The following is a 12,842-nucleotide window of genomic DNA, read 5'->3' as shown; positions in this document are numbered from 1 at the left end:
ACAAAAATGAAACACGCTAAACTGATTTTTGTCTTGACCGCGGTCATCGGACTTACCGCCTGTCAGTCTAAAGTGGAATACGGAGATGCCAACGAGGTCGAGACAGTCAACGAACACTTCGGCTCAGCCGATCTGCAAGCCATTACGGCCAAAATGGTTGACAGTATGTTGGAATTTCCACCGGTACAGAGCCTCAGTGCCCAGCGACCTGTCATCTTTGTTGACGGTATTAAAAACAAAACCTCTGAGCACATTGATACTGAGTCAGTAACGGATTCCATCAGCACCAAACTATTACGTTCCGGCAAATTCCGCTTTATCGATATGACCCGCGTTGATGCTGTGCGCAAGCAACTGGATTATCAGCACAATTCCGGCATGGTCGATCCTTCCACTGCGATTCGCTTCGGCCGCCAAATCGGGGCACAATATATGCTGTATGGCAATCTATCCAGCATTGTTAAACAAGCTGGCGGCACCAAGGATGTGTATTACAAAATGACCATGCGACTGATGGATCTCGATACCGGATTGATCGAATGGTCAGACGAAAAAGAGATCCGTAAAGTCAAATCCAAAGCCTTCCTCGGGCTATAATCTCACTGCATTTTCTTACCGGGTTTAAAACCCCGGTAAGCCTACCCGGCCGGCTATATCTCTATGTCATCACTGCGTTATTCTGTTTTGTCTTACTTCTTTTACCCTCACGTGTCCGCCATAACAGCTATGCTGGCGCTACTGACAACCTTGTTACTATCTGGCTGCGCCCCAACCACACAAAATGGGGTTTTGCAGCATAATCGCCACCAGCTGCAAAAAGAAGAAACAGATAAAACCGCCACCGACGCCATACAGATACAGGCTCGCCAGCGCGCAATGTTACTGAGTGATATTCGCTACCATTATCGTCTAACGCTCAGTACCAGCGGGTTTGATGGTAAGGCAACAATTCGCTTTAACCTAAAACGCCCCCCGCAGTCGCTACAATTGGACTTAGGCAAGATGCAAATTCGCCAAGTCAGTATTAATGGCGCAGCCCTGTATCCGGATTACGATGGCCGACAACTGACTTTGCCTGCCGCCTTACTGACACGAGGGAGTAATAATGTCAGCTTGTTATTTAAAGGCCATTACCGTAAACAGCAGCCGGGGCTAAATATCATCACTGATCCCCGAGATCAGCACCATTATCTCTATCCAAAATTTCGGCCCACTGGAGCCGGTAACTTTTTACCTTTATTTGACAGCCCTGGGCTACGTGCCGCTTTTCAGCTGGATGTTACCGCGCCAGCTAACTGGCAAGTGATCAGTATTTCCACACCAACATCCTGTTCACTTTCCGCGCCCCAGTCGCAATCTCAAATGACGTCTCAGCCTCAGACCCAGCTCCAACAACAGTGCCACAGTTTCAGCGCTGCGAGTCTGCCGCCAGCAGGACTAAGCCTCTATACTGGGCCCTTTGTTCGCAGTGCCCTGAATACGCAGCCTCAATTGGGCCTATATCTCACGGCAAGTGATGCCCATCGATTATTGCCAATACCAGCAACAGCTAAACCTGCTTTACATCAGCAGCAAATAACTGCTGATGTAACTAGCACTGTTATATCTGAGCCAGAGGTTACCAATACCAATGCCACAGCGACCTCGAAACAACCTGAGACTGACTCAAGCTTAGAAAGCGGATTAACAACGTCGCCCCCACTGGCACCAAAAGCGCCTGTTCCCACAGAAGCCCCCACTTGGAACCGCTTATTACTGCAACAAAGTGCCAAACGTATTCAGCAGCTACAAATGCGTTTGCAACAGCCTTTACCTTTTGGCAAATACGACCAAATATTGCTACCGGCTAACTGGCATCTTGGCACCCTATCCACAGCTGGGGTCAGCGCTTTATCACTGCCAGCGCCTGCTAACAACACGTCCAAAGACGCCCGGCCTGACACTGATGCAACCAGACTCTACCGCGACGGACTACTCAAGCGAGATACGGCATTGTTACGTCAATGGTTTGGACAGCTAACCACCCCCACCGGAGCCTACAGCCAATGGCTCGATGCCCCGCTTAGCAAGGCGCTCGCCCTTAATCTGGCGCAGCAAGCGGTGGAACCCGCTTCAGATAAAAACCACCTGCACCGCCCTCAGCATGCCGCCCAAGCGCTAAAGATTGATATCGACACAAATACAAGTACAAACACAAGCACAAATAACATCAATAACAGCGCTGCTATCGTGGCAAGTAGGGACATGAATAGCCAGGCCCAGAAAGCCTCTGATACTGACATCAACACAAAAACTGACAACGACTGGGTATTGCAAACGGCAGTCATGCCAACATATACCCTGCCTGATAGCGGCAGCATGATGCAGCACTCACCGGCCATGGCGCTTAAACACTTGTTATCGCAACTTGGTACGCAAGGGCTAAACCAGACGCTGCAATACTATCTTGCCCGCGGTACCGGGCAAACCAGTAGCAATACTGACTTTATCCAAGCGGCAAAAAAAGCAACGAGCCGGGATATTCGCCCTTGGCTACAAGATGCCGTTTACCGTCAGGGGCGCAGTATTATCCAGGCATCGCTGCAATGTGAGGGCGGCGTAATCACAAAACTCACCATCACGCAGCAACCAGAGAACGACCAAGCATTGCGCCGACAGCCCTTGTCTATCGGCTTATTTGTGACAGACAGAGCTGGCATTCACCTCAATCGGCACATAGACGTAGCACTTAATGGTGCGCAAACCCAAGTACAGGCCGCCAAAAACCGGCTCTGCCCAGACTTTATCTGGCCGGATTTAACCGATAATAGTGATATCCGTGTCATACCGGATAAACATTCTCTCGGGCGTAGTTTTAACCGTTTAGGCCAGTTTAGTGATCCCAAGGTCGCGCAACAGCTATGGCGCAGCCTGTGGCATAATGTCCTCGATGGCCATTATCCGGCTAAACACTATCTAGCCGCCTTACTGGTCAATGCGCCACAGATAACCGACCCCGCCTTAACGGCCCTGTTAACTCGACAAATCACCACCCTGTATCAACTCTTGGCGGCTACCCAGCCCCACCATGGCAGTGATGCTGCCCATGCGATGACAGCATTAGCAGAACTTTGCTTACAGCGGGCGATGGAAACCTCAGCTCAGCCCCAGTTACAACAAGCCTGGCTCAATACCTATATCACCTTAGCAAACCGACCTGGAGAACTGGCGCATCTGGCCAGTCTGTTAGCCCGCCCTGTCGGCAGTCAACACTTGCCACGCTTGTCTGCAGCACAACGTTTTGCCGTACTGCAGCAACTGAAACGATTTGACTACCCCGCAGTGGACAAGCTTATTCGCCGCTATGGCGATCACCCACTTAGCCTGCAACAACAAAAGGTATTACAGGCCGTCATCCCCAGTGCCAAAATAAAGCGTGAGCTACTGGCCCAACTGTCAACTATGTCGCCATCACTTCGGCAAGCCGTTGCGGCTAATCTGTATCCACCAGAGCAACAGTTACTCAGTGCCGCCAGCAGTGATATGCGTATAGCGGCTCTTAGCGGCCATAACGCAAAACACGCATCAGCGCAAACCGACCAAGTTAATTTACCGCTGGATATTGCCGCAGGATTAACACCAGCGAACTGCAGTCATCTCGGGCTGTACCAACTGCAGCAACTGCAGCGCCAGCCTTTACCGCCTCCCCTGTATCAAGCTGTCAGTGCCCATATCACTTGGATTCAACAGTGTCTGTTGCTGCGCCAAGCGTTTGCTCCTGCCATTCCGGCTTTACAACAAAGTGAAATAAATGACTGAATCAGATTAAATTTAAGGCATGTTAATTTAGTTGAGTAGGCTAAAGGGCAGGCATAGGATACCTCTTAAAAGATTGAACACCGCCAGGCAAGCTCATGCCGGGGTGGTATAAATAAGGGGGAAATGTGGCAACTGATCTACTGCAATCTGTGCTGCATATTGCTGACACCTTTACCGGTATGGTGTGGCAAATCTACTGGCCACTAGCGTTTGGGCTAATGCTTTCATCCGTTTTGCGTCATATTTTGCCGGTCGATACTGTGGTACACCACCTCGGACGCACCACGCCTAAAAGCCTACTGCTGACCACGCTACTGGGCATGGTCTCTTCTTCTTGCTCTTATGCCGCAGCCTCTCTTTCAAGAACCCTGCTGATTAAAAAAGCCAGTTTGGCCAATGCCATGGCATTTCTGGTTGCCAGTACGAACCTAATTCTGGAAATGTTTATTGTGCTGGTTTCTCTGCTGGGATGGCAGTTTCTTTGGGGAGAGATCACCGGCGGCATCATCTTGATTATTCTGGTGGCACTGCTGTTTAAAGCTTATCCTGCCGCCCAGGAGCGAGCCCTGCGAGCCAAACTGGCTGACAATACGCCACCTCAAGCCGTTCATTGTGATATGCCGATGCATCATACACAGGAAGCGACAACCATGGACTGCGGCATGGATATGTCAGCGATGTCATCGACATCACCGTCTATGCCAGAGCATTGCGATATGGCAATGCCGATGAGGCATGACAGCAATCATGCAGCGCAATCCTCTGCATCACCGTCGCCAGCAACCAGCTCAACGCCCAGCCCGTTGATGGCCAAGGTTCGCCGCAGTGCCGGTTTTTTCCAAATGGATATCGCCATGATTGGCAAAGAGATCCTCATCGGAGTGGTGATTTCATCCCTCCTGATAGCCCTGATGCCGGATAACTGGTGGCGGGAATTATTTATTGGCAATAACAGTCAACTGCCAGCGGCCTTGCATTCAGCACTGGATGTGGTGATCGGTATTGCGGTGGCGGTACTGGCCTATGTCTGCTCTGTCGGTAATCTACTGTTAGCGGCCGCACTGTGGCACGGGGGCATCTCCTTTGGTGGCGTGATGGGCTTTATTCTGGCTGATGTGCTAACCATCCCGATGACCCGGGTGTATCGCAATTATTACGGCAAAACACCCGCGCGCTGGATGGTGGCCCTACTCTTTATTGCCATCTTACTGACAGGATTGTTAATTGACTGGCTATGTTGGGCGTTTGGCTGGCAGCTATCGCGAGAAAGTCTGCATACTCTGCATCAAGCTGGATTTGGCTGGAATATAACCACCTTGATGAATCTGATTTTCATCCCATTGTCACTTTGGTACTACCGCCTGGGCCGCCAAGTAAATGGCAACACCATGACGATGTAACAGCAAATATAGTCGGCACGTGAAACGTAAGGCCTTACAATGAATAGCATACCGGTATTGTGCCACTCTCAGTGGGTGTATCTGAAAAAGCGAACGAGTTGATCTATCGAATCATCTAAATGATATTGATTCTCATTTAGATTTAAAATAGACTGGCTCAATTGATACTTCAGGATACATACGTTATGGCGACTTTAACCCAGCAGACAGTACCGGTTTCGCAATCACCCGACGCCACTCCCGCACCACGCATCACTCAGCTGAAACACAAGCTACTGCTTCTGGGTCCTGCTTTTATCGCCGCCATCGGTTATATCGATCCCGGTAACTTCGCCACCAATATCGAAGCGGGTTCCAGTTTCGGTTACAAACTGCTCTGGGTTGTGCTCTGGGCCAACCTGATGGCCATGGTTATCCAGTACCTCTCTGCCAAACTTGGTATTGTCACCGGTAAAAACTTGGCAGAGCATCTGCGTGACCGTCTTCCCCGCTGGGCGGTGGTGCCTTACTGGTTACAAGCTGAAGTCATTGCCATGGCAACTGATTTGGCTGAATTTATCGGCGCTGCGGTGGGCTTCCAGTTGTTATTTGGTGTCTCGTTGCTGGAAGGGGCGGGGATCACTGCAGTATTAACCATGGGGATTTTACTGTTTAGTCGGAAAGGCCAAAAGCCTCTGGAATTGATCATCGGTGCATTATTGCTGCTGGTCGCCGGTATCTATATTGCTGAACTGTATATGGCTAAACCTGCTGCCACCGATTTTATGCAGGGTATGTTGATCCCGGGGTTCAGTAATCCGCAACAAATTTACTTAGCAGCCGGTATCTTAGGGGCGACAGTGATGCCCCATGTCATTTACTTGCACTCAGCCCTATTTGGCGAAAAGACCCGGGCTAGCACCCATCAACGTCTGCGCTCAACCCGTACCGATGTCATTTTAGCCATGACTGTCGCAGGCTTTGTTAATATCGCCATTATTGCCATGGCAGCTGCGGTATTTCATTACTCCGGCAATCAACATGTGGCTGAAATTGAAACCGCTTATATGACCCTGACACCTCTGCTTGGGCACAGTGCAGCACTACTATTCGGTATCTCACTAATTGCCTCTGGGATTTCGAGCTCCGTGGTTGGTACGCTCGCCGGTCAGGTGGTAATGCAAGGATTTGTCCGCTTTGCCATTCCATTGTGGCTACGCCGTACCATCACCATGGCACCAGCATTTGTGGTTATCGCCCTCGGACTCAATACCACAGAAATTCTGGTGATGAGTCAGGTTGTATTGAGCTTTGGTATTGCACTGGCGTTAATTCCACTATTAATGTTCACCGCTAACAAAGACCTGATGGGGAAATTCCACAACCCAGTATGGATGCAACGCTTAGGTCAGGTAATCGTAGTACTGGTTTTGGCGCTTAACGCTTATCTGCTCTACAGCTTAATAGCACATTAAGTATCAATAAAAGCCTTTCGTATTACCAAGCCATCAGAATATTCTGATGGCTTGTTCTATTCATCTAAAGAATCATCTCATTTTCATAGCCTGTTTTAATGAATAATATATTCAGTAGCGTAACAAGTAAAAAAAATATAAAAACATTACAAGTACATGGTATTGAGTATTGACTTACATTTAAAAATCAGTAACTGGTAGTATTTCTGGATGACTTTAGGATATGATTAAAATCATCATTTAAATTTAAGCATTTATGCCAATTATAATTTATGCTGCAGGTAGCTTAAAAAGCGTATTAACAGAAATAGCGCCTAGCTTAGAAGCTATTTCACAAAAATCAATTATCTTACATTTTGGTCCAGCAGGATTATTACGAGAAAAAATCGAACAAGGAGCCCCTTGTGATTTATTCTTATCAGCCAATCAAGCACACTGTAGAAGAATAATTAACAAAGGAATTTTCTCCTATTACAGAGATTTAACCCGTAATAGTTTATGTCTTACAATTAAAAAGCAATATTTTGAACAAGAAGTCAATTGGTTAAGTTACTTGCAGCATTCAACATTAAGAATTGCAACCTCTACTCCTATAACAGATCCCTCTGGCGATTATACTTGGCAGTTATTTGACAAAATAGAACAGCAACAACAAGGATTAGGGAACAAACTTAAACATAGGGTATTACCCCTTGTTGGAGGAATAAACACCATAGCAATTCCGCCTGATCATATAGCGGCAACTTGGCTATTAGAGAACAATTATGCGGATATTTTCATTGGTTATAATCACTACCGTAATATCATTGCCCAACATTCAGCGCTAACTAGCATATCCATCCCTGACAAAGACAATATCGATATTATTTATGGGTTAGCTTACCAACAAAAAATGATTGCACCCATTGTAGATTATTTGTGCTCCACCCAATGCCAAGAGATCTTCACGTTATATGGTTATAAAACACTTCTCTAGTGGATATCAAAAAGCGGTAAAATTGCTTTCTGGCTTGAAGAAATGTCAAATTTTTTCAATGGCACGCCATAGAGATTATGTAACATCTGCTCATTAAGGATCTCATCTTTGGGTGAGAATGCCCATTGTTTTTCTGGTAATAAAAGCAAACAATCATCAGCAACTAACTGCGCATGATATGGATCATGAGTGGTAAAAATAATGCACTTATCCTCTTGTTTAGCTAACCTTAAAATACATTGTAAAACCTTTTTCTGATTAGAAAAATCTAAAGCTGATGTTGGTTCATCTAATAATATTATTTCAGCATCAGCAATTAATGCTCTAGCTAATAATACTAACTGCTGTTGCCCACCCGATAGCTGATTAAATATTTTCGTGCTGAGTGATTCAATTCCAAATTGCTGCAATAAATAATAGGCCCTATCCTCATCAGACTTGCTAGGATGAAAAAACAGCCCTATGGTTTGAGCCAACCCCATCAATACGACATCTAATGCTGTATAAGCAAAATTCAACTGGCAACTTTGAGGTACATAACCCAACTTTGCATGGTAATAGAGCTCACCAGACTGGGGCGAGAGAGAACCAAGTAAAGTGTGTAATAATGTCGTTTTGCCTCGCCCATTAGCGCCAAGAACAGCTAATACACAGCCTTGAGCAAGCTCAAACGAAATTGGCGTACATAATGAAGTATTATGGCCAAAAACGAGATTCTTTACCGATAGCATTATCATTTCTTCCATGCCCGTTCTTTCGCCAGCAATATAATAAAAAGCGGCGCACCAAATAATGCGGTTATTATTCCTAAAGGAATTTCTGCTTGACTCAATGTACGCGCAATATCATCCACAATCATCATGATGATTGCACCCAAAATAAATGCGGTTGGTAATAACCTGCGGTGATCCGCACCAACAAGAGTTCTGGCCAGGTGAGGGACAACTAAACCAATCCACCCAATGCTACCACTTACAGCAACTTGCGCAGCAATAATAATTGCTGTTAATAATAAGATACAATAACGCAGTGTTGAAACATTAATACCCAAGGCATTAGCTTCTAAATCGCCAAGAGATAAAATATTGATTCGCCAACGTAAGCGGTAAAGAACACTTCCCACAATACATAATGGAAACCACATTAAACCAACCTTATGCCAATTTACAGTCGAAAAACTGCCTAGAAGCCAAAAAATAATACTAGGTAATTTTTCTTCTGTATCAGCAAGATATTGAATTAAATTTACCAATGCAGCAAATACGCCACTCAACACAATGCCGAGTAAAATAAGCATTAAACGATCATTCTTACCTAATACTTCCGCTAAAATATAAATAACAACTAATGCTAAAAGCCCAAAGAAAAATGTCGAACTCATTAAGCCAAAGGTAGAAAAACCTAATAAAATAGCTAACGTTCCACCAAAAGCAGCACCTGAAGTAACACCAATAATATGGGGATCAACTAAAGGATTATGAAACACCCCTTGTAAGATTGTACCACAATAGGCAAGTGCCCCGCCAACCCCTAATGCCATAATAATTCGTGGCAATCGAATTGACCAAATAATATGTTCATCTAGCGGAGAAAGAGACTGTTTACCTATCCCATATAAAGCCAACTGACTATATGAAATAGGATATTGCCCCAAAGTCAAGGAAAATAAAATGATTAATATCATTATTATAATCAATACGATATTAATCATTTTAAAAGAAGAAAATGAACTTAACATAACACTAATCGTTTAATTTATTTTCTTGATATGCCACACGATAAAAATGCTGATAGTAATCATGAACTTTTTTATCTAAATCAATATCTTCAAACTGAGCAGGATATAGCGTTTTAGCCATCCATAATTCACCTAGGGCAATTGCTTCCGGCATAGGATAACCCCAGGCTTTCGCGTACTCGGGCATAAGATATATATTCTGATTTTTAACCGCGCTGATCCATTGCCAGTTAGGATCGGCTTTTATTGTAGAAACGACTTTGGGAAAGCGATTTTGAACAAAAATAGTCTTAGGGTCCCATGCTAATATTTGTTCTATTGAAACGGATTGATACCCTTTTAAATCTGCTGCTGCGACATTATATGCACCAGATCTTTCCATCATCACACCAGTATATTTGCCCTTCCCATAGGTATATAAATCTGGATTCGCCAAATAAACCCGTACCCTTTCCTGAGCAGGAATGTTGGCTAAGCGTTGCTGAATCAAATGTTGATTCGCAAACGTAGCCTTTATAAGTTCTTCGCCTTCTGCTTTTTTATTAACGATTTGCGCAATCAGCCGAATACCTTCTTTTAAACCATTATCATAAGCTGACTTATCATCTCTCAGGGTTGGATTAAGTTTACTCTTCTCACTAGTCGGAGCCTGTCGCAGTGAAATAGCAATAACAGGCACGCCCTCTTTTTCAATCTGCTCGATCATTTCTTGAGGCGCATAATTGGCCACAAAAACAACCTGAGGTTGAGTCGCCAATAAACTCTCAATATTCACTTGGGTTAAGTCACCAGGCATGGGTAAGGAGGCTAATTGAGGGGCCAATCTCACATAATGAGCGCCAAGAGATTTTTTCCAGCTGGATTGAATCGCAACAACATCATTTAGAGCATTCAATTGATTCAGAATATTAAGGGTTTGATGCTGTAAAACAGCAACTCGGCTGATATGGTCTGGCAAGATAACGCTGCGCCCAAGTTGATCGGTTACCTGCTGAGATGCCATAGCACTATGACTTAGCAAGCCGATGAACAAAAATACAGCGGCAGAAAATGTTTTGATATTGGACATGATAAAGCGAACATGAAGTTTTCGATATATACTTAATTATATATCGATGTTAGCGGCTGACAAGAAAATACTCATCTTCCCTAATCATATCGTTATCAAGCTCTGTCATATCGCGATAATACTTGGCTCGACAAACAACTAAATTCAAACTGATGATGTCAATCGCCATCATCACTGGTTAAAAAGTACATCAGTGGTACGTATCACAGCAGAAATTTGCTATACTCCGCGCCCGCCCTCACCTTGGGCTATTTTTGCCACCATTTTCGTAATAATGGGATAAGTAGATGAACTTTGAATCCTTCAGTTTTGCCCCAGAGATACTCAATGCCGTATCTGACTGCGGCTACACTACCCTGACGCCTATTCAGCGCCAGGCAATTCCGGCTGTTCGCCGGGGTCAGGATGTCCTGGCCAGCGCCCAGACCGGCACAGGGAAAACTGCAGCCTTCTCCCTGCCTATCCTGCAGAAAATGCATGATCAACCCAAGCCGCTCACCAGCGGCCGGGCACGGGCACTGATCCTGACCCCAACTCGGGAGTTGGCAGAGCAGATCGCTAATAACCTTAAGGCATACAGCAAATACCTGAAAATCAATGTCCGTTTGATGACAGGTGGTAAAAGTGCTGAATCTCAAGCCCGTAAGCTAAAACAGGGAACCGACTTTCTGGTTGCAACCCCAGGCCGTCTACTTGAGCAGCTGCAAGCCTGTAACCTGAGCCTGTCAGAAATTGAATATCTGGTATTGGATGAAGCTGACCGTATGCTGGATATGGGTTTTATCAAAGACATCCAACGGGTACTGCAGGTATGTAATAAGCAGCGCCAGACACTGATGTTCTCTGCCACTTTCTCTGGCGGTGTACGTAAACTGGCTGATGAGATCATGCCCGGCTACCAAATGATTACGGCAGATAAACACAACACTGCCGCAAGCACAGTTAGCCAGGTAATTTATCCGGTGGAGCAGCGCCGCAAGCGTGAACTGCTGTCAGAGCTGATCGGTCGTAAAAACTGGCATCAAGTACTGGTGTTTTCCGCTACACGGGAAGACTGTGAACAGCTGGCCAAAGAGCTGAATATGGACGGTATTCCTACCGGGGTAATCCACAGTGAAAAAGCCCATGGCAGTCGTCGCCGGGCACTGAAAGACTTTGTTGACGGCAAACTCAGAGTACTGGTTTCCACTGAAGTTGCCGCCCGAGGGCTGGATATTCCAGCACTGGAATACGTGGTGAACTACGACCTGCCATTTTTAGCTGAAGATTATATTCACCGTATTGGCCGTACTGGCCGGGCCGGGAAATCCGGGGTCGCTATCTCATTTGTTAGCCGGGAAGAAGAACGCATGCTGGCTGATATTGAAAAGCTGATCGGCCAGCGTATCAAACGCATTACCGTACCGGGTTATGAAGTATCCCGCCGCGAGTCCTTGCTAAAACACCTGCAACGCCGTCGCTTCAGCAAAAAACTGCGTGATGATGAAGCCGTTGCCCAGATCTCTGCAGAAAAGAGCATGTCTGGCCGCCGGGTCAAAGTGAAAGTTGGCTCAAGCGGTATCAAACCGAAAAAACTGAAGTAACGCCACCTTTTCTGCCGTAAGTAACTGCCAAGTTTAGTCATAAAAATGCCTCCATCACGGAGGCATTTTTGTATCTGCTTATGCAGAGAAAAAGATATGCTCTTGATGCATTATCAACAGCTTGGCATAACCTGCGCGGGGATCAACAGCGCCAAACTCGGCAGTTCATTGCCGGGATACAGTCGATAAGCCTTATGGTGTTTGATCAAACTGGCTTTCTTATCCCCTTGGCTGAGCAATAAACCACTGGACAACGCCGTCTCAGCCAGCATAGGCTCATCGGCACGGATATGCAGTGTCAGCGGCTTAACCAGTTCATCCCCCGCCAGCGACTGGGCAAATTCCGGCGCAGAAATAATAACGCTGGGCAAACCATCATTATCCAGCTTTAATTTGGCCGTTACTGGCGTATCAGTGATCACCAACACTTCATCTGCGCTCAATTGTTCCAGCCACCCACGCAATGCCAGCCCCAGCGCCACATTGTCCCCTTCCAGTTGACCGTACTGATAAACAATGCGCTGCAGCAATTGTTTTAACTGCGCACCGGCGCCCAAACTTCGGCCATCGCGCACCCAAGCAGTTAAATCAGCGGCCAGAAATTTAGGGTAAGTTTTCTTTTTTAGTGCATCGGCCATCCAGTTACACAAAAAGTGACTTTCCTGGGCAGGAGTAGGCTGTTTACGGGCCAACGCAGATTGCGCCAGGGCGTCTAAGCCTTCGCGGGCCATTAATAATATCGCTTGCTTGTATGTCATAAAATGTCAGGACGTTACACAGGGAGGGTGATTTTACCCTATCAGTTAAAAAACTGTCAGCACTTA

General features: G+C 46.1%; 10 protein-coding genes. 6 read left to right on the top strand and 4 right to left on the bottom strand.

Annotated features, from left to right (window positions below; translation table 11 throughout):
* Positions 1–6 precede the first annotated feature (6 nt).
* The 5 genes from lpoB (at position 7) to NFHSH190041_RS04725 (ending at position 7,628) form a co-directional block, all read left to right on the top strand.
* Positions 7–597, top strand: a complete 591-nt coding sequence (gene lpoB, locus NFHSH190041_RS04745; RefSeq protein ID WP_261924150.1) for a penicillin-binding protein activator LpoB — start codon at positions 7–9, stop codon at positions 595–597.
* Positions 598–660: 63 nt separating this feature from the next.
* Positions 661–3,798, top strand: coding sequence for a hypothetical protein (locus NFHSH190041_RS04740; protein ID WP_261924149.1), 3,138 nt, complete (start codon positions 661–663; stop codon positions 3,796–3,798).
* A 125-nt stretch (positions 3,799–3,923) separates the two neighbouring features.
* A complete protein-coding gene (locus tag NFHSH190041_RS04735; RefSeq protein WP_261924148.1) occupies positions 3,924–5,198 on the top strand; it encodes a permease in 1,275 nt (424 codons plus the stop codon).
* Positions 5,199–5,383: 185 nt separating this feature from the next.
* Positions 5,384–6,652 (top strand): Nramp family divalent metal transporter, encoded by a 1,269-nt coding sequence (locus NFHSH190041_RS04730; RefSeq protein WP_261924147.1) that lies wholly within the window; start codon positions 5,384–5,386, stop codon positions 6,650–6,652.
* 256 nt (positions 6,653–6,908) lie between these two features.
* Complete coding sequence (locus tag NFHSH190041_RS04725) at positions 6,909–7,628, top strand: substrate-binding domain-containing protein (RefSeq protein ID WP_261924146.1); 720 nt, start codon at positions 6,909–6,911, stop codon at positions 7,626–7,628.
* Here the strand turns inward: NFHSH190041_RS04725 and NFHSH190041_RS04720 are convergent.
* From NFHSH190041_RS04720 to NFHSH190041_RS04710, 3 genes are read right to left on the bottom strand one after another with little or no spacing between them, the layout of a single operon-like run.
* Complete coding sequence (locus NFHSH190041_RS04720) at positions 7,625–8,374, bottom strand: ABC transporter ATP-binding protein (RefSeq protein WP_261924145.1); 750 nt, start codon at positions 8,372–8,374, stop codon at positions 7,625–7,627. The genes NFHSH190041_RS04725 and NFHSH190041_RS04720 overlap by 4 nt on opposite strands.
* A complete protein-coding gene (locus NFHSH190041_RS04715) occupies positions 8,362–9,366 on the bottom strand; it encodes a FecCD family ABC transporter permease (RefSeq protein WP_261924144.1) in 1,005 nt (334 codons plus the stop codon). Before NFHSH190041_RS04715 ends, NFHSH190041_RS04720 begins: the two co-directional genes overlap by 13 nt.
* A gap of 4 nt (positions 9,367–9,370) precedes the next feature.
* On the bottom strand, positions 9,371–10,435 hold the full coding sequence (locus tag NFHSH190041_RS04710; protein WP_261924143.1) for an ABC transporter substrate-binding protein: 1,065 nt from the start codon (positions 10,433–10,435) through the stop codon (positions 9,371–9,373).
* 287 nt (positions 10,436–10,722) lie between these two features.
* Here NFHSH190041_RS04710 and NFHSH190041_RS04705 point away from each other — a divergent pair, with 287 nt between their 5' ends.
* Positions 10,723–12,018, top strand: a complete 1,296-nt coding sequence (locus NFHSH190041_RS04705; RefSeq protein ID WP_261924142.1) for a DEAD/DEAH box helicase — start codon at positions 10,723–10,725, stop codon at positions 12,016–12,018.
* Between the two features lie 113 nt (positions 12,019–12,131).
* Here NFHSH190041_RS04705 and NFHSH190041_RS04700 read toward each other — a convergent pair whose 3' ends face one another.
* On the bottom strand, positions 12,132–12,776 hold the full coding sequence (locus NFHSH190041_RS04700; RefSeq protein ID WP_261924141.1) for a DUF2913 family protein: 645 nt from the start codon (positions 12,774–12,776) through the stop codon (positions 12,132–12,134).
* Positions 12,777–12,842 lie beyond the last annotated feature (66 nt).

Source organism: Shewanella sp. NFH-SH190041, from assembly GCF_024363255.1.
Lineage (GTDB): Bacteria > Pseudomonadota > Gammaproteobacteria > Enterobacterales > Shewanellaceae > Shewanella.
This window is presented reverse-complemented; position numbering and strand designations above follow the sequence as displayed.

What these genes read in the sequence shown, in the direction of transcription:
- NFHSH190041_RS04740 (WP_261924149.1), top strand. Translation starts at nt 661, where the DNA reads ATGTCATCACTGCGTTATTCTGTTTTGTCTTACTTCTTTTACCCTCAC.
- NFHSH190041_RS04700 (WP_261924141.1), bottom strand. Translation starts at nt 12,776, where the DNA reads ATGACATACAAGCAAGCGATATTATTAATGGCCCGCGAAGGCTTAGAC.
- NFHSH190041_RS04725 (WP_261924146.1), top strand. Translation starts at nt 6,909, where the DNA reads ATGCCAATTATAATTTATGCTGCAGGTAGCTTAAAAAGCGTATTAACA.
- NFHSH190041_RS04705 (WP_261924142.1), top strand. Translation starts at nt 10,723, where the DNA reads ATGAACTTTGAATCCTTCAGTTTTGCCCCAGAGATACTCAATGCCGTA.
- NFHSH190041_RS04720 (WP_261924145.1), bottom strand. Translation starts at nt 8,374, where the DNA reads ATGGAAGAAATGATAATGCTATCGGTAAAGAATCTCGTTTTTGGCCAT.
- NFHSH190041_RS04710 (WP_261924143.1), bottom strand. Translation starts at nt 10,435, where the DNA reads ATGTCCAATATCAAAACATTTTCTGCCGCTGTATTTTTGTTCATCGGC.
- lpoB (WP_261924150.1), top strand. Translation starts at nt 7, where the DNA reads ATGAAACACGCTAAACTGATTTTTGTCTTGACCGCGGTCATCGGACTT.
- NFHSH190041_RS04730 (WP_261924147.1), top strand. Translation starts at nt 5,384, where the DNA reads ATGGCGACTTTAACCCAGCAGACAGTACCGGTTTCGCAATCACCCGAC.
- NFHSH190041_RS04715 (WP_261924144.1), bottom strand. Translation starts at nt 9,366, where the DNA reads ATGTTAAGTTCATTTTCTTCTTTTAAAATGATTAATATCGTATTGATT.